Here is a 24,645-nt window from a genome sequence, read left to right as displayed (position 1 = left end):
ATGAATTTATTAAGTAACGATAATAAATTATTAAATTCCTTTTTTAAAAGCTATATTCTTGGGGCTGTAATTTCTGTTGTATGTACTATTTTAGTGGTTATTCTAAATGGAATAATTATTGGTAACTTTTTTGGTAAAATTGGTCTTGCAGCATTCGGCTTGACATTGCCTATTATTTATGCTAATTTGGCAATAGGATATATATTCGCATATGGGGGTTCTATTGTTGCATCTAATAATATGGCTGATGAAAAAAGAGTAAATAACAATTTCACAGTGGTATGCATTGTTGCTGCGATTGTTGGATTAGTTTTAACGGTTCTATTATTGATTTTTACACCAAATGTTGCGCAAATATTGGGGGCTTCTGGTGAATCATTTAATGCAACAGTATCATTGATGAAGGGATTTTTTTTAGTAATTTTACCATTGATGTTTCTATATATTTTTATAAATTATTCAAGAATCGATGGATATCCATTATTAGGTCTTTATGCGGGTTTATCATTATTTTTATTAAATCTCATTTTAAATTTAGTATTTGTAATCATATTAAAAACAGATATTTTTGGTGTTGGGCTGGCAACTGCATTAAGTACCATAATTACTGTACTATTCTTATTGAGTCATTTTCTTTCAAAAAAAAGCAGATATAAATTCCAAAAAAATTTAGAATTTAAAATGGAGTTGTCTCAAATAATCAAATCAGGACTTCCAAATGCTTTAAATCAAATTTATAATATGCTTCGTACTATAATTACAAATTATTTGGGATTAATGGTTGGCGGATTAATATTTTTAGGTGCTCTTTCTATACAGTCAAATGTTTATTTATTGCTGTGCAGTGTAGGTGTTGGAATTGGATCAACTACTCTGGCACTGGGAGGATTATTTTATGGTGAAAAAGATAAAACCCAATTGGAACAATTATTAAAGATATCAATCAAATATGCATTATTCATTATCTCTATAATTTCATTAATTCTATTTATTTTTGCTCCTTATTTTGTTTATATGTTTGGAAAAAATCCGGAGGTATATGATGTCGCAGTAAAGGGCCTTAGAATATTTGCGTGGTCTCTACCGTTTTCAGGATTATGTTTCATTTTATTAAACTTTTATAATGCGACACAGCAGTTAAAAATTGCAAATTATATAAGTTTTGCCCATAGTTTCCTATTCTTATCAGCATTTGCAATCATATTTTCATTTCTTATTGGGGGTGATGGCATATGGATAAGTTTTGTATTATGTGAAATTGTTACTTTGCTTAGTTTACCTTTCTTAATTAAATTAAAAACTAAAAAATTCCCTAAATCCTTAAGTGATTTTGTAATAATGGATGAAAATCTGTTTCCTGCTGAAGATACTTATGCGATATATGTTGAATCTGAAGAGGAGTTGTTAGATGTTGTTGAAAATATTGATCAAAATTTGTTGGACGATGATTTAGATGATGAAACCAAATTGAAAATTCAATTAATCCTTGAGGAAATGGGTACAGCTATATTTGCCCATGCATATAAATCTAAAAAAGATAAATATCTGAATATTAGGATTCTTTATAAAAATACTGAAGAGATTATTGTTTATTTCCAAGATAATGGTGTTCCTTTTGATATTGAAAAGGATTTCCAGAAAAAAGAAGACTGGGGGATTAAAATTATCAAAAACTTTTCAAAGGATATAGAACATAATTATAATTATAATGTTAAACTAAATAACAATAAGATTGTTATCCCTAAAAATTAATTGGTGAATTTATGGACATAGAAAAACACAAAGACGGAAAAAAATTAGATATTAAATTGACAGGCAGATTAGATACAAAAAGTTCTCCTGAACTTAAAGAAGTGCTTGAAGACAGTTTAGATGATGTCGAAGAGTTAACTTTTGATTTATCTGAATTAATTTATATCTCAAGTTCTGGGCTTCGAATAATTTTATCTACTCAAAAAAGAATGAACAAACAGGGGTCTATGAAAGTAACTAATGTTCAGGATATTGTGATGGAGGTATTTGAATCAACAGGGTTTGTAGACATATTGACTATTGAATAGTTATGAGGTTTAATTATGGATTTGGGTGATATTGATGTTTCTGAATTATCATCTTCAGAACAGTTTTATTTAAATTTTATTTCACAGGGAAATAATGTTCGTAAATCATTAGACGTCATGACACAGAATCCTATGAAATATAATGCTGCTTTGCTAATGAAAATCATAAAGGATAACGAAGATACTGAATATGGGCAAAAATATGATTTTGCAAACATTAAAAGCATTGAAGACTTTCAAAGTAAGGTTCCTATAACTGATTATGATAGTTATGCAGATTACATTTATAGAATGACAGAAAATGGGGAAAAGAATTTAATAACCTCTTATGAAATAATTCATTATGCAAAATCTTCCGGTACAATGGGAAACCCTAAAAGGATACCTATCACATCTCTTAATCAAGAAATCAATATGAAATATAATTATGCGTATCTATTTAACTTATTTGCTGAAAAAGTTGGTTTGGATTGGATTAAATATCCATGTTTAAATTTAACTGAACTTTCCATGTCCAAGTTGCCTTCTGGGGATACCTACGGTTCTATTTCCGGTAAAATAATGGATGTTTTTGGTGATATGATTTCTGAAATCACCACATCACCAATTGAAGCTTTAATTCCTAGTGTTGGAACTAACATTCGTTATATTCATGTACGTTTTGCATTAGTCAATCCGGACATTTCATTTACAATAACTAGTTTCGTCAGTTTGTTTTTAGAATTTCTGCGGTATATTAAAGGCAATTGGGAATTATTAGTCAATGATATTGAAAGGGGCACCATTGATGAATCCATAAAAATGCCTAATGAAGTTCGTGAAAGTTTGCTTGGAAAAATAGAACCGATGCCGGAAAGAGCAGAAGAACTTAGAAAAATATTTGAAGAAGGTTTTGATGAGCCCATTGTTCCTAAAATTTGGCCAAAAATGTTGCTTCTTATAGGATGTGGATCTGGAGGATTTAAGAATTATCTTGATAAAATTAAAGAGTTCACAAGTTCCGACTTTAATTTTGCATTAATTGGATTAACTGCATCTGAAGGTATATTTTCACTTTTTACAGAATTAAACAATCATGATTCCATTCTCATACCTGACAGTATGTTTTATGAATTTTTACCGTTGGATGCTAATGGTGACTACAGTAAAATAGTGACTATGGACAAATTGGAAGAAGGAAAAGAATATGAAGTTATCACAACTAATCTGTCCGGATTTTATCGTTACAGGATGAAAGATGTCGTTCGTTGCACTGGAAGATATAATAACACTCCAATGATTGAATTTTTATACCGGCTGGATCAATGTTTATGTGTTGCTGGTGAGAAAGTTAACGGAGAAAACCTAAGAGCAGCAGCATATAAAACCGAAAAAGATTTTGGGTTTGATTTAATAGATTTTTCAGTTTATGTTGATTCTGACTCATCGCCTATGAAATATGTATATTTAATGGAAGTTGAGGACTTGCCTGAAAATGTAACAAAAGAAAGCATTCAGGAAAAGTTGAATGAAAATTTCTGTGCAACAGATTCTGTTTTATGTAATAAAATTGAAAAGAGCATAATTGGAAAAACAGAATTATATTTCTTGCAACCAGAAACATATTTGCTATATAAAGAATTAAAGGTTGCTAGAGGAGCTTCTCCCGCTCAAGTTAAACCTCCTAGAATCTTAAGAGATGAACGAGATATAAGTTTCTTTAATGTTTTAAGAGATGGTGAATTAAATAGGGCTGATTACTTAAATATGGAAGAAATTACCTTAAAATCTAATATAGAAAATTTAGATTTACTTTTCTTAAAAATTGAAGAATTTCTTGAGGATAAAGGGGTTTCAATAAAATCTAAATTAAAATTGGAGTTAATAATTGAAGAACTATTTGTAAATATTTGTAATTATGCTTATGAAAAAGAAGGAGAAATAAAAATCCAATATGGACTATTGGAAGATCCTTTAAGGATAATAATAAATTTTATAGATGGTGGAGTAGAGTTTAATCCATTAGATAAGGAAAGTCCAGATTTAACTCTTGAAGCAAATCAAAGAGATATTGGGGGATTAGGTTTAACGATAGTTCGAAAAAATGTAGATGAAATTGATTATAAATATGAAAATAATCAAAATATTCTAACTATTGAAAAAATATTTTAGTTGTTTTATAATTCAAAGATGATTTAATTCATCACTTTAAATAACTATAAAAATTAAAGTTTATATTAGAAAAGTTTGAGAGATATGGCAAGTATCATATCTTTTTTGGTTGATTAAAATGATTCTTAAGGTTAAAAATATTTCAGATATTGGTGGTGTTGTAAAGGCTCCTCCTTCCAAAAGCTATTCTCACAGGGCAGTAATACTGGCGGCGCTGTCCAAAGGTACTTCTAAACTATATGATATGCTATACTCGGAAGATACTTTGGCTTCAATAAGAGTTTGTAAAGCTTTAGGTGCTAAAATCACTAAAAATGATGATTATTTGGAAGTAATTGGAACTGGTGGAAAGCTACATAATTCCAGTGATGTTCCTATTGATTTGGCGAATTCAGGAACTACATTGAGATTAATGACTTCAGTTGCTGCACTAAGTGACAATGAAGTTATTTTAACTGGTGATGATTCTTTAAAGACACGTCCGATGGGTTTGTTGATGGATGCATTATTGCCTTTAGGAGTCGAAACAGAATCATTAAGTGATAATGACAAAGCGCCGATATTGATTAAACCAGGATATGATGGTGGTGAAACTAATATTATGGGTAATGTTAGTTCACAGTTTATTTCATCAATTATCATATCTTCACCATTATCCAAAAATGGTGTAACATTATATGTGTTGCCTGAATTTAAATCAAAGCCTTATGTAAATATGACTTTAGATATAATGAGAAAATTCGGTGTTAAAACACTAAGCGGATATTATTTAAAGCATGATGAATGCGATAAACAACATCAAGGTTGCAGAATTGATGAATTTAAGGTTAAAAAACAGTCTTATTCAGCTTGTGATTATACTGTGGAAGGTGATTATTCATCAGCATCTTATCTTTTAGCTTTAATTGCTATAAATGGTGGAAAAGCCAAAATTAAGAACTTGTTTAGGGATTCAAAACAGGGTGATAAATACATTTTGGAAATCCTGCAGAAGATGGGTGTTACAATTATCCGTGGTGAAGATTATGTTGAGATTGCATCTAATGGTGATTTAAAAGCTATTGATGTTGATTTATCAAATGCTCCTGATTTATTGATAACTGTGGCAGTACTTGCGGCAATGGCTCAAGGAACTACCAATATCACTGGTGTGGCTCATGCAAGAGTAAAGGAAACGGATAGAATTGACACTACTTGCCGTGAACTTGAAAAATTGGGCTGTGCTCTTGAAGAGCATGATGATGGAATGAGCATAACTGGCGGCGTTAAATCTGGTGTTGTGGATTCTCATGGAGATCACCGTTTAGCTATGGCATTTTCATTAATCGGTCTCAAGCATGACATAAAGATTACTGATGGAGAAGTCTTTGATGTGTCTTTTCCTAATTTTATTGAAAGTATGGCTGAACTTGGATTTGAATTGGAGTTAGAAAATGAATAAAGAGGAAAGGGTAATTGAACTTACCAATCAATTGGAAAATACTTTTGAGATTAGAACATTTTTGGACCATGACCCATATAAAGTGTTGGTCAGAACAATTTTATCCCAAAGAACAAGGGATGAAAATACTGATCAAGCTACTAATAATCTATTTGAGAAGTATCCAGATATTTATGCAGTGGTTGATGCCCCAATCGATGACGTTAAAGAGTTAATAAGACCGGCTGGATTTTATAATGTTAAGGCTGCAAGGATACAGGAAGTTTCACAAATATTGATTGACCAGTATGGTGGGGAAGTTCCGGATACTGTTGATGAGCTTGTTAAACTTCCGGGTGTTGGTCGTAAAACAGCTAATTGTGTTATGGTTTTTGCCTTTGAACTTCCGGCAATTCCCGTTGACACTCATGTTCACAGAATATCTAATCGTTTGGGTTTGGTTGACACAAAAGATCCTGAAGATACTGAAGTTGAGTTATGCAAAATCGCTCCTGAGGATTTATGGATTAAACTGAATGATTTGATGGTTCAATTCGGTCAAAATATCTGTAAGCCGATTGGTCCTCAGTGTGAGATTTGTCCCTGTACTGAAATCTGCGATTATTACAAAGAAAATATTTGATTTTTTCAACTTATTTTTTTTTAGTTATACCAAAACATTTATTAAGTAAAACAATGTTATATAACAATAGTTATAATAACATCTGTTATATAACTTCAAAATAACCCTTTTAATATACCATTAAAAACAATTAATATAATAGGAGAATGAAAATTATGGCAAATATACCAGAATTAAAAAGAGGAGTATTGGATAGCATTACTGATGCTATTGGAAACACTCCGATTGTAAGATTAAATAATTTAACCGAAGGATTAGAAGCAGAAGTTGACGTAAAAATTGAATCATTTAACCCAACAGGAAGTGTAAAAGACCGTGTTGCAGTTGCAATGATTGAAGATGCAGAAGAAAAAGGTTCACTTAAACCTGGTGCAACCATAATTGAGCCAACCAGTGGAAACACAGGTATTGGTCTCGCATTTGCAGCGGCTGCAAAAGGTTATAAATTAATTTTAACCATGCCCGACACCATGTCTATTGAAAGAAGAAAGTTCCTAAGTGTTTTAGGGGCTGAACTTGTTTTAACTCCTGGTTCTGAAGGAATGGGTGGAGCTATTGCAAAAGCAAAAGAACTCAATGAAGAAACTGAAGGATCAATCATTTTAGGTCAATTCGACAACCCTGCAAACGTTAAAATCCATGCTGAAACCACTGCTCAGGAAATCCTAAGGGACACTGAAGGCAAAGTTGACATTGTTATTGGTGGTGTAGGTACTGGAGGTACAATCACTGGAATTGGTAAAGTTTTAAAAGATGCTGTTCCAGGCGTAAAAATTGTTGCAGTTGAACCAAAAGATTCTCAAACTTTAGGAAAAGGAGAAAAAGGGCCTCACAAAATTCAGGGAATAGGTGCAGGATTTGTACCTTCAATCTATGATGCAAGCGTAATTGATGAAATAATTCCTGTTGAAAATGAAGATGCTGGAAATACTTTACTTGCACTTGCTAAAGAGGAAGGTATATTTTCCGGTATTTCATCTGGAGCTGCAACTTGGGCAGCATTGGATTTGGCTAAAAAAGAAGAAAATAAAGGTAAAAGGATAATTGCTATTTTGCCGGATAACGGTGAAAGATATCTCTCTGTAGACTGGTTATTTGATTAAGAATAACTATTTATACTATATGTTATATTATATAATATTATAAAATTTGGAGATTTCAAATGTTCGATGGTTTAAGGAGTGAAATTCAAGCTGTTAAAGATAAAGACCCTGCAGCACGTTCTACATTGGAAATATTTTTGTGCTATCCAGGTTTTTATGCCTTGATATTTCATAGAGTAAGTCACTGGTTATGGAACCACTCCCTTAAACTTCTTGCCCGTATGAATTCCAATTTGGCCAGATTCATTACTGGAATTGAAATTCATCCTGGAGCAACATTTGGAAAAAGAGTTTTCATTGACCATGGAATGGGTGTTGTTGTTGGTGAAACAGCTATTGTTGGTGATGATGTATTAATCTATCAGGGAGTAATCCTTGGTGGTACTAGTACTGAAAAAACAAAGAGACATCCTACCATTGAAGATGGAGTGATTATTGGAGCTGGTGCTAAAGTAATGGGTAACATTACAATTGGAAAATATTCTAAAATCGGTACTGGCGCAGTCGTTTTGAAGGATGTTCCTCCTGAATCCACATGTGTGGGAGTTCCAGGTCGCATAGTCAAGCATAAAGGTGTACGCAAGAAAGTTGACCTTGACCACGATAAACTTCCAGACCCTGTTGCTGATGCATTGAGGACACTTGAAAAGCATCTTCAAGACAATGATAAACGCTTTGAGATTTTATTTGAAAAACATGGAATTTGTTTAACTGAAGATATCAGAGATGAACAAGAAGATCTCGAGGATCTGTTTAAAAAATAGAAGGGATTTTTATGAAACCACCTTGTGAAATTGTAGTATGGTATGTAATACCGGCAATTAGATCTGAATTAGCAAAAGAACTTTTAAACTTAGGGATGAAACAAAAGGATGTTTCTGAGCTTATGGACATAACCCAGCCTGCAGTATCTCAATATATTACTGATAAAAGAGGTAGTGGAATTAAGCTTGATGATAATGTGAGGAGCATGATTCATGAATTTGCTCGCGAATTATCTGAAGGTGAAGCTACCAAAGCAGATTTAATTCCAAGAACCTGTAAAATTTGTAAAAACGTGAGAACTGTTGATGTATTGGAACAACTTGACATTGATAAATCTGAACTTGGTGATGATTGTAAAAGTTGTATTGGTTCCGAACTTGAAGCTAAGTAAATTTGTAAAATATTGGAAAAAATAGTAAACTTTATAAACTATTAATTACCAATATTTTATTATCCTATTAATTTTAGTGGCAAGTTTACCGAGTGGCTTAGGTGTGTGGCTGCAGACCATAATACGGGGGTTCAAGTCCCTCACTTGCCTTTTACAATTACTATTTTTTTGAGGTTATTTTTATGGACGTCTATTCAACTTTAACTCGCAGTAAAGAGGATTTTGTAACTATTAATAAAAACAGAGTTAACTTATTTGTATGCGGTCCAACTGTTTATGATGATGCGCACATTGGACATGGAAGGACATACATTTCTTTTGATACAATAAAAAGATATTTGGAATACAGTGGATATGCAGTATTTTACATTCAAAACATTACTGACATTGATGATAAGATTATTAACAGGTCAAAAGAAAGTGGAATTCCGGCACATGAGTTAGCCAGAAAATTTGAAAGAAGATACATTGAAGACAATGGCGTTAACTTATTTGCAAGAGCAACAGATCATGTTGATGAAATATTGGACCAGATTCAAAGATTAATTGATAAAGGATTCGCTTATGAAACCGAAGATGGGGTTTACTTTGAAATTGAAAAATTCCCTGAATTTGGTAAATTATCCAACAGAAATATTGAAGAGCTGGAATCTCACAGAGATTTAGCTGATACAACCAAGAAAAATCCGCAGGACTTTGCGCTTTGGAAAAAACGTGAAGGTGTAGATGAACCTACCTGGCCATCCCCATGGGGTGACGGAAGACCTGGATGGCACATTGAAGATACTGCAATAACCGAATACTACTTCGGACCACAATATGATGCACACGGTGGAGGTCTTGACTTGATTTTCCCTCACCACGAAGCGGAAATTACTCAAATGGAAGCTGTAAGTGGTAAAGCTCCGATGGTAAAATTCTGGTTGCATACTGGATTTTTAAATGTTAATGGGGAAAAAATGTCAAAATCACTCAATAATTTCATTACCATTCGTGAATTATTGAAAGATTATGCTCCTGAAACATTCAGATTCTTTGTACTTTCAACCCACTACAGAAGCCCAATTGACTTTTCAAAGGATTCACTTCACCAATCTGAAAAAAGTTTGGACAGAATCAGGAAATACTATGAGCTTTTAGATATTGAAGTGGGAGATGAATCTTATGAATCAGATGTGCTGGCTCCTCACAAGAAAGAATTCTTTGACAGCATGGATGATGACTTTAACACTCCAAAAGCTATTGCAGCAATCTTTGGTTTAATCAATGATACCAAAAACGAGTTAGACTCATTATCAGATGATGATAAGAAAGCTATTAAATCATTCCTTGATGATGCTGCACATATTTTTGGTGTAAGCTTTGAACTTGAAGATGTAAATGCCGGATCTGATGATTTGCTTGATTTGATTTCTGAAGTAAGATCAGAACTAAGGGCTAATAAGCAATATGATTTATCTGATAAAATTCGTGACAGTTTACAATCTTTAGGCTATGAAATTAATGATTAAGGAGATTTTTTCTCCTTTTTTTTCAAAACATGATGTAAATTATTTTTAACATTTCAGAACAATATTTTTTTTGTTTTGACTATTTAATTGGTTATAATAATAGTAAATGTTTAATTGATATTAATTAGCACATATTCGCATTTTGCTTCGTTTCTCATAGGCCATCCCCATCCAGTTAAACCGGACGATACAATTTGTTTCATGTCTTTAATTTCATACTCTCCATAGTTTAAACGGCCGGATAAATCATATATCATTCCATAAGGAAATACTTGTCCGCCATGTGTATGACCTGAAAGTTGTAAATCAGCACCTTCTTGAGCATTTTCTTTGCTTTCAACAGGTTGGTGATCCAATACTACAATATATTTGGATAAATCACTTTCATTAAGAATTTCATTTACATCAATTCTATCAATCGTATCTTCCCATTCTGCATCACTTCTTCCAACTAGAACAATATCATTATTGATTGTAATCTTATTGTCATTCAATATTTTTATTTTATTTTTTTCAATAGTTTGATTTAGGTCACTATCAGTAAATGTCCTATTTCCATTTTCATAGTCTATTGCATATGGCTGTCTATCATGGTTTCCAAAGATGTAATATGTTCCATATGTTGAGTTGATTTTTCCTAATTCCTCAAATATTTCCTGCATGTCTTCTTTGGTTGTTCGCTCATCAACAATATCTCCACCTAGAACAACAATATCTGGTTTTAAATTATTCATTTTTAAAATGTTATCTTTTACTAATTGGGTATTTTGCACAGATCCATAATGAACATCACTAACGAAAAGAATAGAATAAGATTCATTGTCAATTTTATCTGTAGTTATATTATATTCCGTTAGTTCAATATGGTTCATTCCATAAACACTGCCAATGATGATGGATGCAAAAATAATTATTGCCAGCAATCCATTTTTATGAATTTTTGGAATGAAATTCAGGTGTTTTTCTTTAATCACATATTTACGGATTACTAATATTAAATCAGCTATTAAAGATGATATAAATAAATAGAATATCAATAGCGCTGCCATTGACCATATGTTTAGGCAAAATAGGAATGATAGAATTGCAATTATGCTGATTATCATGATTTGTTTATTTTTTGTTAATTTTGTGTCATTTAAAGCATATTTAACTCTGAAAAAGGAATATGATCCAATTAAAATCCCTAAAATTATTCCCATAACTAAATATTCTGGTAAAAATCCTAAGGTAAAAAAATGTATCGGATTCATAATTTTATTATGGTGAATTGACTATATAATTTTTTCAGTTAAACAAAAGCTTAAATTCATTTCATCATTTGAAAATTTTAAAAAAATAAAAAAGAGAAAAAGTTATGCAGTTGCAGCAAGGTAATTTGCTTTTTTTTTGCACCTCTTGATTCAATAAGAAGTTTTAGTAAATTGAATATCTTTCTTTGAAAAATATAACAATGTTTATATAGTAAAATAACATATGTTATAATTGTATAACATGAGTTATAATTTATTTTTTAGGTTTATCAAAACATTTATATATGAATAATAACAATTGTTATATAGTAAATATAACACGTGATATATTTTACTCAAATCAAATTATAAAGGTGATTATTAATGACAAATAAAAATTATGGATTAGCAACATTAGGTGTACGTGCAGGACAAACTCCAGACCCCGTAACTGGGGCACAAGCAGTTCCAATTTTCCAAACTACTTCATATGTATTTAAAGACTCAGATGAGGCTGCAAGAAGATTCGCCCTTCAAGAATTTGGACAAATTTATTCCAGATTAACAAACCCTACCAGTGATGTATTTGAAGCAAGAATTGCTGCTATCGAAGGCGGTAATTCAGGTATTTCAACATCAAGTGGTCTTGCAGCAATTTCATATGCAATATTGAATGTAACTGAACCTGGAGACAACATTGTATCTGCAGACAATCTTTACGGTGGAACATATCAATTATTTAATTATACTTTTAAAGATTTGGCAAGGGAAGTTAAATTTGTTAATTCACAAGACTTACAGGCTTTTGAAGATGCAATTGATGAAAAAACAAGAGCAATTTATGTTGAATCAATTGGAAACCCAAAATTGGATGTACCTGACTTTGAAGCATTGGCAGAAATTGCACATTCACATGACATCCCGTTAATTGTAGATAATACTGTTGGTGTAGGACTTGTCAGACCATTGGAACATGGTGCTGACGTCATTGCTGCTTCAGCAACCAAATATGTTGGAGGTCATGGTACTGCTGTTGGAGGTTACATCGTTGATTCTGGTAAATTCAATTGGGGAAATGGTAAATTTAACAATTTCACAAAACCTGATCCAAGTTACCATGGTATTGTATTTTGGGATTCATTCGGAGATGTTCCTGAACTTGGAAACCTTGCATTTACTGTAAGAATAAGAGCAAGACTCTTAAGGGATCTCGGAGCAACTCAAGCACCGGTACACAGTTTCATATTCTTGCAAGGACTTGAAAGTTTAGATGTTAGAGTAAAAAGACACTCTGAAAATGCTTTAAAAGTAGCTAAATTTTTAGAATCACATCCTAAAGTCAAATGGGTAAATTATCCGGGTCTTGAATCACACCCAACATATGAAATCAACAAAAAATACTTGAAAGACAATTTTGCAGGTATTTTAGGTTTTGGTGTTGAAGGTGGAGAGGAAGCCGGAAGAAAAGTAATTGAAAAATTGGAATTATTCTCAATTCTTGCAAACATTGGGGATGCAAAAAGTTTAGCAATTCACCCTGCAAGTACTACCCATCAACAATTGACTCCTGAAGAACAAGAAGCAACAGGTGTAACACCAGACTTTATCAGACTTTCCATCGGTTTGGAAGATGTTGATGATTTAATTGCAGATTTAAGTCAAGCGTTAGATAGTATCTAGTTACTATCTAATCACTTAAAACATATATACTTAAAAATTTTTATTTATTAAAAAAAGACAATTGGGAGATAATGAAATGTATTTAGATAACTCAGCAACTACTCAAGTTAGTGAGGAAGTATTTGAAGAAATGAAACCATTTTTCACAGAAGAGTTTGGAAACCCTTCAACTCTTTATGGAATTGGTCGTGAATCAAAAAAGGCATTAAATTTGGCTCGTCAAAGAGTGGCTGATGCTATTAATGCAAAACCTGAAGAAATAATTTTTACAAGCGGAGGATCAGAATCTGATAATCTTGCAATTAAAGGAATAGCTTTTAAATTATCTAAAAAAGGTAAACATATTATCACCACCAATATCGAGCATCCTGCTGTAAAAAATACTTTAGGATTTTTAGAATCCCTTGACTTTAAAGTGACTTATTTGCCTGTAAATGAAGACGGTATCATTAGTGTTGATGATTTAAAAGAAGCAATAACTGATGAAACAATTTTGATAACCATTATGCATGCAAATAATGAATTGGGTACTATTCAACCAATCGAAGAGATTGGTAAAATTGCTCGTGAAAAAGGCATTAAATTCCACACTGATGCCGTACAAAGTTTCGGTAAAATTGAAGTTGATGTTGAGAAATTAAATGTGGATTTACTTTCTTTATCTTCTCATAAAATTAATGGTCCAAAAGGTGTAGGAGCTTTATATATTAAAAAAGGAACTCGTGTTGTCCCACTTATTCATGGTGGAGGTCAGGAAAGAGGAATCAGATCTGGAACTGAAAATGTCCCTGGAATTGTTGGATTTGGTAAAGCATGTCAATTAGCAGCAGAAAACCTTGATGCACATTATGAAAAGTTATCCTCAATTCGTGATGAACTGATTGAAAAAGTACTAACAACCATTCCTGAAGCTTATTTAAATGGATCTAAAGAAATTAGATTACCTAATTTAGTTAATTTCAGATTCAAAGCTATTGAAGGTGAATCATTAATTCTTTTATTGGATGCTAAAGGTTATCAGGCATCCACTGGATCTGCATGTTCATCTAATACTTTAGAAGCATCTCCAGTATTGACTGCATTAGGTCTTGACCCTGTTGACGTTCATGGGTCATTGAGAATATCTTTAGCACCTGAAAGTGATGCTTTTGATGTTGATGAATTTGTTAATGTAATTGCAGAAGCTGTTAAAAGATTAAGACAAATGTCACCTTTATGGAATCAGGAACTTGATTACGATAATATAATGTGTAAAAAACATGAAGATAACTGTAGGAAGTGTTAATTATGGATTATTCAGAAAAAGTTATGGATCACTTTGCAAACCCAAGAAACTGTAGAGAGATGGAAGATGCTAATGGAGTTGGAACTGTAGGAAATCCTACATGTGGCGATTTGATGACTATTTACATTAAAGTAAACGATGATGAGGTTATTGAAGATATTTCCTTCCAAACTTTCGGTTGTGGAGCAGCAATTGCAACAAGCAGTATGATTACAGAGATTGCTGTTGGAAAAACCATTGATGAAGCATTGCAAATTTCCAGAAATGATGTTGCAGAAGAATTAGATGGTCTTCCACCAATTAAAATGCACTGTTCAAACCTTGCAGCTGATGGGCTTCAGGCAGCAATTGAAAACTATAAGGAAAATAATCAATAATAATATATACTTTGTTAGATAAACTATCTTTAATCTATTTAAGGAGATGTTTTATTATGGCAAAAATTCTAAAATGTGATGACTGTGGAAGTATTATCCAAGTTTTAGTTGAAGACGATGGCGATACATGTGACACTCACATGCTCAGTATCCCGGTACAAACCGAAGGTGAAAAATCACCTAAACACAAACCTGTAGTTGAAATCGATGGTGACAAAGTAACCGTAAAAGTCGGTGAAGCAGCTCACCCAATGGATGATGACCATTACATCCAGTTTATTGTTGTTGAAGCTGGAGCAGAACAATACGCAAAAAGCTTTAAACCTGGAGATGTTGCAGAAGTAACTTTCACTGTTAACTCTACAGATGATGTAAAAGCATGCGCATTCTGTAATTTACACGGCCTTTGGGCTAGTGAATAAGTTTAAAATCTAGTTTTAAACTTCTTTTTTTATTTTTTCTTTATAAAAAATTATAAATAATTTCTTTTACATAGTTTATATTGTGTCTAAATATATTAAATTAATAATTTTTATTTTGATTTTAGGTATTATTTCGGCAGCTATTCTTTATATGGACAGTTCTGTTGATAATATGAATAAACTGATGCCGGAAATTAGTGATGGCATTGTTAATGGAGATAAAGATTATAATGATGCTGTTGATTTGGTCAATAATAAAAGTTATGCAAATTCAATGAATAAAGCTATTTCAGCAGGTAATAATTATAATAACAGTTTGAACAAGTTACATATCTTAAAAAATAATTTTACTTCAGACATTACTCAAGTTCATAAAGATTATATTAATGATGCTATTTTGGAATTGGAGTTAAAGCTTAAGGCAGTAGATAAACTTAAAGAATCGATTGAATGTTTTGAAGTTAACTATAATTATACTGGTAGTGAGTATGGTTTTGAAGCTAATGATTATATGAATCAATCAATGTCTTATAAAAATGAAAGGGATTCATTAGTTAGTGAAAATCCAAAGTTATTTAAGCAAAATTTTATCATTTAATGAGGTTTTAATATGAAAACTAAATGTCCTAAATGTAAAGGAAGGGGTTCTGTAGTTGTGGATTATAAGGAATGTGATGCATGTGGTGGAACCGGTTATGAAGATGATGCATTTGATGTAGGTAATCATTTTAAAGGAGTAAACAATAAAGCAAAGGCAAAATTTGACTTGGGTGGAGATGAAGATATTCCCTGTGAAGCATGTAATGGAAAAGGTCAGGTTGAAGTTTTTGATGATTGCCCTCATTGTCATGGAACAGGTCAGGTTAATGTTTGTAGGGACTGTGGAAAATTAATTGATGAAAAGTATGATGTATGTCGGGATTGTGAAGAAAAAAGAAAGGTTGAAAAAATGAAGCATGATGAATATGTTGCCCGTGAAAATCAGGTTAGAAATGTCTATATTCTAGACTCATTATGTCAAATGAGAGATATTGATAAAGATAAGCTGTATAAAGGGAAAATTACTAGAATTGAACGTTATGGAGCTTTTGTCACCTTAAATAATAATGTTTGGGGATTGATGAGAGGGGATGTGTCAGAATATAAAGTTGGTGATGATATAATTGTGTTTATTACAGCCATAAAATCAAGAGAAGGTAAAATAGATTTGGCACCAGCTTATGTTGATAAATACAAATTGATTAAATTAACCAAATCCATTCCAAGAACTTTGATTGGAGATTTGGAAAAGAAAAAGGGCAAAGTCGTAAGAATTGACGGTGAAGTTCAACAAATTCAACAAACTTCCGGACCAACTATTTTTATAATTAATGATGAGAGCGGAACAACTGAAATTGCTGCATTCGATAAGGCTGGTGAGAGATCCTATCCTGAAATAGAGGTTGGTGATGCAGTTCAAGTAATTGGTGAAGTTAATGAACATGGTGGAAAAACACAAATTGAGTCATCATCGATGACTAAATTAAGTCCAGAACAAACAGCAAAGTTACTTGCTTTAATTGATGATGCATTAAACAAAAGAGCTGAACCTGATGATGTTGATTTCTTAGTCAAAAGTGATGTTTTAAATAGACTCAAACCTAAGATGAGAGAAGCCGCTCAAAAAATCAGAAGGGCAATTCTTGATGGACGAACCATTCTGCTTAGACATCACAATGATGCCGATGGAATTTGTTCTGGGGTAGCTATGGAAAAGGCTATCATTCCATTAATAGAACATGTTAATCCAAGCAATGATGCTCAATATTATTACTTTAAGCGTTCTCCAAGTAAAGCACCATTCTATGAACTTGAAGATGTCGTAAAAGATTTGTCATTCGCTTTAGAAGATCAGGAAAGACATGGTCAAAAGTTACCATTGATTGTGCTTTTAGATAATGGTTCAACTGAAGAAGATATTGTTGCTTTGATGCAGGCTAAAATCTATGATATTGAGGTTGTTGTAATAGACCACCACTCTCCTGGTGAATTAATTACCAAGGATGAAAGAGGTGGTGAAATTTATGGTGCAACTGTGGCTGTTGATGAATATGTTGATACTCATGTAAATCCATATTTGGTAGGTGGGGATTCACAATTGACTGCTGGAGCTCTTGCGACTGAAGTTGCACATATAATAAATCCTGCTGTAAAAGATGTAATCAAGCATTTGCCTGCTGTTGCTGCATTGGGTGACCGTGCAGAATGTGGGGAAGTTTATCAATATCTTGAAATTGCTAATGAAAAAGGATTTTCAAAAGAACATTTGGCAAAGATTGCTGAATGTGTTGATTTTGAAGCTTATTTCTTAAGATTTATGAATGGTAGGGGAATAATGGATACCATTTTGGCTGTTGATAATATTGATAAACATGATAAAATGATAGATGCATTATATAAGGAATATCAAAAAAGGATTGATGCTCAACTTAAAGCTGCACTTCCAAACATTGAAAAGACTCAATTTGAAAACGGAATTTACTTTAATATTATTGATGTTGAAAAATATGCTCATAAATTTACATTCCCAGCACCTGGAAAAACTTGCGGTTTTGTTCATGATAAGATAATCAATGATCTGGGAGAGGACAAACCTATTGTTACATTGGGACATGGTCCAGATTTCGGTGTATTTAGAGCTACTGATGCTGTAAATGAACAATATGGATTTAATGTAAATGATATTGTTTCTGTTTTAGCTGAAAGGGTGCCTTCAGCAGGTATTGATGGTGGAGGTCATGAATGTGCAGGTTCCATCAAATATATTGAAGGGCTTGGAGAAGATGTCTTGGCAGAACTTGTTGAGGAAATTAAAAACATGTCTAAAAATTAGTTTTAAATTTTGATATCATGGTTTTAGAAAATTATTGCAGAGACTGTGGTCATAGAATCCTTAGAAATGAACCATTCTGCCCAAATTGTGGTTGTAAGACAAATAATAGAAACAATGATGAACTATTGGTATTTACACCACCTATTCATGATATCGGCTTTTTTAATTTTAGCATTGACTTTTCACCATATATTGAAAGCAATCGCAAGGATTTCCAATATGAGATATGCTCTTGCGGATATCTTAATGAGGTTGATAATGAATTTTGCTACATGTGTGGGGTTAAGCGGTCTCAAAGCAGATTGTCTAAGATTTTCAAATCTAATTCTAAACCTAAATTTGAGTTGGGTAATATATTATGTGAATGTGGTCATGTAAACCCAAAAGACAATATATTCTGTGAAATGTGTGGAAAACAATTACGCAATAATCCTAATCAAAGTCCTGATAATTATAGTAATTTCAATTTGGAATTTGAAGACTCAATATTTTGTTTTTGCGGTGAGGAAAACGAAAAATTTTCTCTATTTTGTAAAAATTGTGGAATGCCTCTAAAAAACTTTGGACAATCACATGACGTTTCTATTTTATGTACCTGTTCTACAATAAATGAAATTACGTCGGATTATTGTATTGAATGCGGTACTAACTTAAAAAATGAAAATTCCGTTTTTATTTGTGTTTGTGGTCATAAAAATAAGAGTGGATTTAAGTTTTGTGAAGTTTGTGAAAGGCCTTTAAATCCTTTAAGGGTCATAAAATCAAAGATAATCTGTTCATGTGGTGAAGTTTTAGATTTTAATGCTGATTTTTGTCATAATTGTGGAAAAAATATTAGGCGAACGATTATTGGTAAAAAATCTATTAATTATACTTTAAAAAATATTAGAACAGTTTTGAGGTAACATATGAAAGCTTGTGATGTCTGCGGAACTTTAAATTTTAAGGAAAATAATTATTGTATTCATTGTGGTAATAAATTAATATTAGAGCATGTTTGTCCACATTGCGGACAATATAATCCGGATGTTGCCATTCATTGTGTTAAATGCGGCAAACAGATTAATCCAATTAAAATCGATGATTTTGATATACTTTTCAGTGAATATAATCAAAATTTGCTATTGAATGCTGAAATCAGTGATGAAGAGTATAACAGGCTATTGTCAAAGATTTTTGCAAGGGCAGAATACAGCAATATTTATGGAAATACTGCAAAAGAGAAAATTTTAAATTTAGCTAGCATTTTCACCCAATGCAAACCCAAATCCAGAGGAATTGAAAGAGGATATATTTTTTTGGGAAATTGCATTTATTATGACGATCGTTTGGATGATTCTGTTCAGATTTCAACTCTTATTCATGAATTGGCACATTACTTGTTATTTGATATTATTGAACAGTTATTATGTGATGTTTTCAAGGTAAAACCTTCAACAACTTTGCAGACTTTCGTATGGTATTTCTTAACACTTCCGGAATTCAAAATAATGAATGAATACTGTGCCCATACTGTTGAGGGAAGATTCATCCCTTATGGATATCAGAATTATGGCTCTTTTAATAGTTTAATAGCACAGCCTGATTTTGATAAATCTTCTTTAAATGATATGGTTGTTTTTGGAAATACATTTGCAAATGAAATTATTGTTTATTTGGAAAAATATATTGGTGTGGATTTAAGAGAAGAAATCAAATTACAATATAAAAAAGATTTAAAGATACCTTCATATGATTCTTTAAATATAGAAACAAATGATTGTTTATCATTGTCTGTAAAAAATAGTGTTTTGTTAAGGGTATTGTGGGATATTTTTAAATTAGCTTCAAATGATGATGTTCGGAAGGAATTAGAAGAAATAAAAGAAGGTATTGAGTTAAATTAGTCTTGTTCTTTTTCTTCTTTGTCTTTAATATTGTCTAATACTTCTTTACCAGTGTCGGTAAGTCTGTATAATCTGCCTTTACGTGCTTCTTCATTAATACATTCAACAATTTCTTTGCTTTTTAATTCACTTAGAACTTTGGAGATGTGGTTGGTTCTAATCCCACTGTCTTTCGCAATGTTTGTTGGTATCTTTACATCGTCTCCAATAGATTTTAATGTTTTTTCACGATATTTAGAAATTTGAACGTATGAAGTTAATTTCAAAAGTTCATCATTTTCCTTTGACATAATAAAATATTTTATTTTAATGTTATAAAAGTTTTATAACATATTAGTCCTATCTTAACCACTGATTAGATTGCTATGTTTTTGTTTATTCATTTTTTTAATGTATTAAATGTGAATAATTAATTTAATATATATCTTGTGTTAAAAATAATATTATATAATTTAATTTTGTTGTTTAAAATGAAATGTAGTAAATGCGGTTTTGAAAATAAGGACAATGCGAAATTTTGCACAAAATGTGGTGGGAAATTAATTGAAGAAAATAATTCTCCTGTCGTTAATCAAAGTTCCAATAATTCTAAAATTATTGTGGCTTTATTGATTGTGATAATTATTATTCTTGTTGCGGTTATCGGTTCTTTTGTAATGACTAATCATTCAGATTCATCTTCAACCAGTGACGCTTCAAGTGGATCCATTAAAACATCTCAAGATGATAGTGGTGATAAAGAAAATAATCAACAAACCACCCAATCTGCCGATTCTTCCAAATCAAAAACCAAGTCATGGGAATCTATAGGTCGTTATTCCGGTTCGGGTTCCGGATCACAGAAGATTGATGTTCCATCAGGTAAAATCATGGTAAAACTTTCAGCATTCCCTATTAAAAATTATGCTGATAATCATTTGTATGTAACCGGTTCAAGCGGTACTGGTGGTGTAGACTGGGGACCAACTAGTGATGTAGAAACCAGATCAGATTCATTTGAGTGTACTTTATCCAGTTCAGAGACTTTCACTATTGATTATTATGAAACAGTCAGTTGGGAAGTTGAATTTTTCAGATATCAATAAATTATTAATATGCTGAATAATAAAGTATCTAGTATGTTTTTTGATTTAAATATTAAAGGTAGCAGCCTGGAAAATAATTTGATTTTGGCCAATCAGGCTTCTGAATATGGTTGGAATCATATTAATTTTTCATATGGCCAAAATGATTTTGCAGATGCCTTAAAATTTAAGGAAGAGCTTATTGATGAGTTAAATGAAAAAATTTCATGCGACTACACTTTAGAAATTAAATCAAATAAGGTAAATGAAATCAGAAAGATTACTAATAAGTTTAGAAATAAATCTTCATGCATTTCAGTTGTTGGTGGAGATTTAAAGGTAAATAGGGCAGTTCTGGAAAATATTAAAATCGATGTTTTATCAAGACCCTACCTAAAGCGTTTTGACAGTGGAATAAATCATGTACTTTCTCGTGAAGCTGTAAACAATAATGTTGCTATTGAATTATGCTTTAAAGATATTTTGAGAAGTTATCTGTCTCATAGGTCTAAAGTAATTTCTAATTTTAAGGATATCTATACATTATATAGGAAATTTGGTTTTCCATTAATTTTATCGTCTCGGGCAGAATCTGTTTTTGACATTAGAACCACTCATGACTTTGTTGCTATTTTTAAACAAACTGGATTGTCTGATGATGAAATAGAAAAGTCATTTATCACATCTTCGAATATATTGGAATTTAATAAAAATCGTGATAATCTTATTTTAAAAGGCGTAAGGAGGGTTAATGATGGGTCTTAAGGTTCTTCCACCTACACTTCGCAAAAATAATCGATATTTAACAGTTGATATTAAAATCACTTCTCAGATTACTAAGGATAATCTTGTTTCAATCGTTTGGGATGCATGCGTAAAATTTCAAGGAGAACTCAATTCAGCTAATTTTAATTTATGGGTAATGAGATTTTATGAGATTGAAAAAACTGAAGAATATTACTGTTATAAGGCAATTATAAGATGTCAAAGAGATTTTGTTGATGAGGTAAGGTCATCATTAGCCTTGGCAAATATGTACAGAAATGAGAGAATTTCCATAACTACAGTTGGTTTGTCCGGAACAATAAAAGCATCACATAAATTCATTTAATTACTTTTTGTTATTTTAAAATAGAAAACTTTATAAATAATATATATTATATATAACAATTGAATTTATGGAAACTGAGTAAAAAAGTATTTTAATAAACTACTGTGTAGTAATTAGAAGTAAATTGCCATTCATGGAGATTGGTTTTATTTTTTATGTTGTTGAATTAAAAATGTAATATTTATTAAAATATTTATATAAAATATGAGGTATTAATATGCAACCTTTACAAAATGCTGGATATGATAGGGCTATTACTGTATTTAGCCCAGATGGAAGACTTTTCCAAGTAGAATATGCAAGAGAAGCTGTTAAAAGAGGAACAACCTCAATCGGTGTAAAAAGTTCTGAAGGTATTGTTTTAGCTGTAGATAAAAGAACCACTTCTAATTTGGTAGAAGCTTCATCTATTGAAAAAATATTTAAAATAGATGAACATATTGGAGCAGCTACTTCAGGTCTTGTTGCTGATGCAAGAGCTTTAGTTGAAAGAGCAAGAGTGGAAGCTCAAATTAACAAAATCACATATAGCGAACCTATTAGGGTAGAAAGCTTATCTAAAAAGTTATGTGATATGTTACAGTTATATACTCAAAATGGTGGTGTAAGACCTTTCGGTTCAGCTTTAATCATCGGTGGAGTATATGAAAATAAATGTAAATTATTTGAAACCGATCCTAGTGGTGCATTAATCGAATACAAAGCTACTGCAATTGGTTCCGGCAGATCTGCTGCTATGGATATTTTTGAAGAAAAATATTCTGATGATGTTACATTAGAAGGAGCTATCAAATTAGCTATTACTGCTATTGATGAAGCTACTGATCATGATACTACTTCAAACAATGTTGAAATTGCTGTCATTAAAAAAGATGATGGTAAATATGAAAAACTTTCTCATGAAGAGGTTCAAAAATTCATCGATGAAATTTTGGCTGAAAAAGAAGAGGAAGTTGAAGAAGTGGATGATTCTGAAGAAGATGAAGAATAAATGTTTATAGTTGGGGGATGTTTCAATGGTAAATGTTGATGAAGCTATTATTGCTAAATATGAATATTGTGGTGAACATTTTGAAATATTGGTTGACCCTGATTTAGCAGCTGATTATAGAAATCCTGATGGCCCAGATGTTGCCATTGAAGATCTTTTAGCTGTTGAAGAAATTTTTAAAGACTCCAAAAAAGGAGACAAAGCTTCTGATGAAGCTATGAATAAAATTTTTGAAACTACAGATCCTATTGAAGTTTCTAAAGTTATACTTGAAAAAGGGACTGTTCAATTAACTGCTGATCAAAAAAGAAAAATGCAAGAGGATAAACGTAAATTGGTTATTAATAAAATAGCTAAAGAAGCAATAAATCCTCAAAATGGATTACCTCATCCAGCACAAAGAATTGAAAATGCTATTGATGAGGCTAAAGTTAAATTTGATCCTTTCACTTCAGTTGATCAACAAGTCCAAACTGCTTTAAAAGCTATTAAACCACTTATTCCTATCAGGTTTGAGAAAGTTAAAGTTGCAGTCAGACTCCCAGGTTCTGCCGCAGGTAGTGCCTATTCTATAATTCACGGATTTGGTGAAATTATAAATGAAGAATGGCAACAAGATGGGTCCTGGATAGGTATTGTTGAAATGCCTGGTGGTCTTCAAGATTCCTTTGCTGCTAAAATGGCTGAAATTTCAAGTGGGGAAGCAGAAACTAGAACTATTAAATAATTAAATTAATTTTCAACTTATGGGATTATTATGATATATGTGGAGAATAAAGATTTAGTTATTCCTGGACAAGTATTGGCTGATGATGAATACTATTCAGGGAGAGGTACCTTTAAAGAGAATGGTAAAGTTTGTTCTTCTTTAATGGGACTTGTTTCTTTAAGGAATAAAAAAATAAGAGTTATTCCTCTTAAAAGTAAATATGTTCCTAAAAAAGGAGATGTTGTAATAGGTAAGATTAATGATGTTAGATTCTCAATGTGGGATGTAGATATTAATTCACCTTATTCTGGAATTTTACCTGCTTTTGAAGTGTTCGGTCGTGAGAAAAAAGAACTCAACAAAGTATATGATGTTGGGGACGTGCTATTTTTAAGAGTTGTCGACGTTGATGAAATCAAAAAGGCAAAACTTGGTTTAAAAGGAAGAGGAATGGGTAAATTCAAAGGAGGAATTATTGTAGATATTGCTCCAACCAAAGTTCCTAGATTAATCGGTAAAAAAGGTTCTATGATCAACATGATTAAAGATAAAACAAAATGTAAAATCGTCGTTGGTCAAAATGGTCTTGTCTGGGTTAAAGGTGATGGGGACATGGAACAACTTACCAAAAATGTTATTCATTTAATCGAAGCTGAAGCTCATACTTCCGGTTTAACCAACAAAATCAAAAACAAATTATACTTAGCTATTGATGGTGAATTACCACCTGAAGAAGTTCCTGAAGAGGAAGAAGAATTTGTTTTAGAAAAACCTAAACTTCAAAATTTTAAAGAAGAATTAGAGCAAGAAGAAAAAGAAGCTGAAGAAGAAGCCGAAGAAAGTGAAGATGAAAAAGAAGATAAACCTAACATAGCTGAGGTTATTGAAGAAATTAAGAGAAAAAATAAAAAGGATAATACATTATCTTATGGTGATAACTCAAATAATTCTTTTATTTTAAATAATAAATAA

General features: G+C 31.8%; 25 protein-coding genes and 1 tRNA gene. 24 read left to right on the top strand and 2 right to left on the bottom strand.

Going from position 1 to position 24,645, the window contains the following annotated elements; genetic code table 11:
• The 10 genes from QZ143_RS04600 (at window position 1) to cysS (ending at window position 10,044) form a co-directional block, all read left to right on the top strand.
• The gene (locus tag QZ143_RS04600; RefSeq protein WP_292881697.1) at window positions 1-1,752 is read left to right on the top strand and encodes an MATE family efflux transporter; all 1,752 of its coding nucleotides are present in this window, start codon (window positions 1-3) and stop codon (window positions 1,750-1,752) included.
• A gap of 11 nt (window positions 1,753-1,763) precedes the next feature.
• Window positions 1,764-2,060, top strand: coding sequence for an STAS domain-containing protein (locus QZ143_RS04595; RefSeq protein WP_292881694.1), 297 nt, complete (start codon window positions 1,764-1,766; stop codon window positions 2,058-2,060).
• A 15-nt stretch (window positions 2,061-2,075) separates the two neighbouring features.
• The gene (locus QZ143_RS04590) at window positions 2,076-4,211 is read left to right on the top strand and encodes a GH3 auxin-responsive promoter family protein (RefSeq protein WP_292881692.1); all 2,136 of its coding nucleotides are present in this window, start codon (window positions 2,076-2,078) and stop codon (window positions 4,209-4,211) included.
• Window positions 4,212-4,329: 118 nt separating this feature from the next.
• Window positions 4,330-5,652, top strand: coding sequence for a 3-phosphoshikimate 1-carboxyvinyltransferase (aroA, locus tag QZ143_RS04585; protein WP_292881689.1), 1,323 nt, complete (start codon window positions 4,330-4,332; stop codon window positions 5,650-5,652).
• The gene (gene nth / locus QZ143_RS04580) at window positions 5,645-6,274 is read left to right on the top strand and encodes an endonuclease III (RefSeq protein WP_292881686.1); all 630 of its coding nucleotides are present in this window, start codon (window positions 5,645-5,647) and stop codon (window positions 6,272-6,274) included. Before aroA ends, nth begins: the two co-directional genes overlap by 8 nt.
• A 155-nt stretch (window positions 6,275-6,429) precedes the next feature.
• Window positions 6,430-7,377: a cysteine synthase A gene (cysK, locus tag QZ143_RS04575; protein ID WP_292881683.1), complete on the top strand. Its 948-nt coding sequence runs from the start codon at window positions 6,430-6,432 to the stop codon at window positions 7,375-7,377.
• 59 nt (window positions 7,378-7,436) lie between these two features.
• Entirely contained in the window at window positions 7,437-8,141 is a 705-nt protein-coding gene (cysE, locus tag QZ143_RS04570) for a serine O-acetyltransferase (protein ID WP_292605510.1), read from the top strand.
• An 11-nt stretch (window positions 8,142-8,152) separates the two neighbouring features.
• Window positions 8,153-8,533 (top strand): transcriptional regulator, encoded by a 381-nt coding sequence (locus QZ143_RS04565; RefSeq protein ID WP_292881680.1) that lies wholly within the window; start codon window positions 8,153-8,155, stop codon window positions 8,531-8,533.
• Between the two features lie 78 nt (window positions 8,534-8,611).
• Window positions 8,612-8,683, top strand: a tRNA-Cys gene (locus tag QZ143_RS04560).
• Between the two features lie 32 nt (window positions 8,684-8,715).
• Window positions 8,716-10,044 (top strand): cysteine--tRNA ligase, encoded by a 1,329-nt coding sequence (cysS, locus tag QZ143_RS04555; RefSeq protein WP_292881677.1) that lies wholly within the window; start codon window positions 8,716-8,718, stop codon window positions 10,042-10,044.
• A 110-nt stretch (window positions 10,045-10,154) separates the two neighbouring features.
• Here cysS and QZ143_RS04550 read toward each other — a convergent pair whose 3' ends face one another.
• A complete protein-coding gene (locus tag QZ143_RS04550) occupies window positions 10,155-11,297 on the bottom strand; it encodes a metallophosphoesterase (RefSeq protein WP_292881675.1) in 1,143 nt (380 codons plus the stop codon).
• Window positions 11,298-11,660: 363 nt separating this feature from the next.
• Here QZ143_RS04550 and QZ143_RS04545 point away from each other — a divergent pair, with 363 nt between their 5' ends.
• The 8 genes from QZ143_RS04545 to QZ143_RS04510 all read left to right on the top strand — a co-directional run bounded on the left by QZ143_RS04545 (window position 11,661) and on the right by QZ143_RS04510 (window position 19,798).
• On the top strand, window positions 11,661-12,956 hold the full coding sequence (locus QZ143_RS04545) for an O-acetylhomoserine aminocarboxypropyltransferase/cysteine synthase family protein (protein WP_292605502.1): 1,296 nt from the start codon (window positions 11,661-11,663) through the stop codon (window positions 12,954-12,956).
• A 76-nt stretch (window positions 12,957-13,032) separates the two neighbouring features.
• A complete protein-coding gene (gene nifS, locus QZ143_RS04540; RefSeq protein WP_292881670.1) occupies window positions 13,033-14,241 on the top strand; it encodes a cysteine desulfurase NifS in 1,209 nt (402 codons plus the stop codon).
• Between the two features lie 2 nt (window positions 14,242-14,243).
• Window positions 14,244-14,618 carry a Fe-S cluster assembly scaffold protein NifU gene (gene nifU, locus QZ143_RS04535; protein WP_292605498.1) on the top strand — a complete coding sequence of 125 codons (375 nt, stop codon included), beginning with the start codon at window positions 14,244-14,246 and terminating at the stop codon, window positions 14,616-14,618.
• Window positions 14,619-14,674: 56 nt separating this feature from the next.
• Window positions 14,675-15,040: a desulfoferrodoxin family protein gene (locus QZ143_RS04530; RefSeq protein ID WP_292605496.1), complete on the top strand. Its 366-nt coding sequence runs from the start codon at window positions 14,675-14,677 to the stop codon at window positions 15,038-15,040.
• Between the two features lie 82 nt (window positions 15,041-15,122).
• The gene (locus QZ143_RS04525) at window positions 15,123-15,638 is read left to right on the top strand and encodes a hypothetical protein (protein WP_292881668.1); all 516 of its coding nucleotides are present in this window, start codon (window positions 15,123-15,125) and stop codon (window positions 15,636-15,638) included.
• Between the two features lie 12 nt (window positions 15,639-15,650).
• The gene (locus QZ143_RS04520) at window positions 15,651-17,912 is read left to right on the top strand and encodes a DHH family phosphoesterase (RefSeq protein WP_292881666.1); all 2,262 of its coding nucleotides are present in this window, start codon (window positions 15,651-15,653) and stop codon (window positions 17,910-17,912) included.
• A 17-nt stretch (window positions 17,913-17,929) separates the two neighbouring features.
• Window positions 17,930-18,817, top strand: a complete 888-nt coding sequence (locus QZ143_RS04515) for a zinc ribbon domain-containing protein (RefSeq protein ID WP_292881664.1) — start codon at window positions 17,930-17,932, stop codon at window positions 18,815-18,817.
• A gap of 3 nt (window positions 18,818-18,820) precedes the next feature.
• Complete coding sequence (locus QZ143_RS04510; RefSeq protein ID WP_292881654.1) at window positions 18,821-19,798, top strand: zinc ribbon domain-containing protein; 978 nt, start codon at window positions 18,821-18,823, stop codon at window positions 19,796-19,798.
• Here QZ143_RS04510 and QZ143_RS04505 read toward each other — a convergent pair.
• A complete protein-coding gene (locus tag QZ143_RS04505; RefSeq protein WP_292605485.1) occupies window positions 19,795-20,088 on the bottom strand; it encodes a winged helix-turn-helix domain-containing protein in 294 nt (97 codons plus the stop codon). The two genes, QZ143_RS04510 and QZ143_RS04505, sit on opposite strands and share 4 nt — an antisense overlap.
• Before the next feature lie 180 nt (window positions 20,089-20,268).
• Here QZ143_RS04505 and QZ143_RS04500 point away from each other — a divergent pair, with 180 nt between their 5' ends.
• The 6 genes from QZ143_RS04500 to rrp4 all read left to right on the top strand — a co-directional run bounded on the left by QZ143_RS04500 (window position 20,269) and on the right by rrp4 (window position 24,645).
• Complete coding sequence (locus QZ143_RS04500; protein ID WP_292881651.1) at window positions 20,269-20,883, top strand: zinc ribbon domain-containing protein; 615 nt, start codon at window positions 20,269-20,271, stop codon at window positions 20,881-20,883.
• 33 nt (window positions 20,884-20,916) lie between these two features.
• Complete coding sequence (locus QZ143_RS04495) at window positions 20,917-21,627, top strand: RNase P subunit p30 family protein (protein WP_292881647.1); 711 nt, start codon at window positions 20,917-20,919, stop codon at window positions 21,625-21,627.
• On the top strand, window positions 21,617-21,973 hold the full coding sequence (locus QZ143_RS04490; protein WP_292881770.1) for an Rpp14/Pop5 family protein: 357 nt from the start codon (window positions 21,617-21,619) through the stop codon (window positions 21,971-21,973). The genes QZ143_RS04495 and QZ143_RS04490 overlap by 11 nt, the downstream gene beginning before the upstream one ends.
• A gap of 217 nt (window positions 21,974-22,190) precedes the next feature.
• On the top strand, window positions 22,191-22,964 hold the full coding sequence (gene psmA, locus QZ143_RS04485) for an archaeal proteasome endopeptidase complex subunit alpha (protein ID WP_292605479.1): 774 nt from the start codon (window positions 22,191-22,193) through the stop codon (window positions 22,962-22,964).
• Between the two features lie 25 nt (window positions 22,965-22,989).
• Entirely contained in the window at window positions 22,990-23,691 is a 702-nt protein-coding gene (locus QZ143_RS04480) for a ribosome assembly factor SBDS (protein WP_292605477.1), read from the top strand.
• A gap of 30 nt (window positions 23,692-23,721) precedes the next feature.
• On the top strand, window positions 23,722-24,645 hold the full coding sequence (gene rrp4 / locus QZ143_RS04475; RefSeq protein WP_292881645.1) for an exosome complex RNA-binding protein Rrp4: 924 nt from the start codon (window positions 23,722-23,724) through the stop codon (window positions 24,643-24,645).

Source organism: Methanobrevibacter sp. UBA188 (assembly GCF_905234905.1).
Classification (GTDB): Archaea; Methanobacteriota; Methanobacteria; order Methanobacteriales; family Methanobacteriaceae; genus Methanocatella.
Note: the sequence above shows the minus strand (reverse complement) of the source record. Positions and strands in the feature narration are given on the sequence as shown.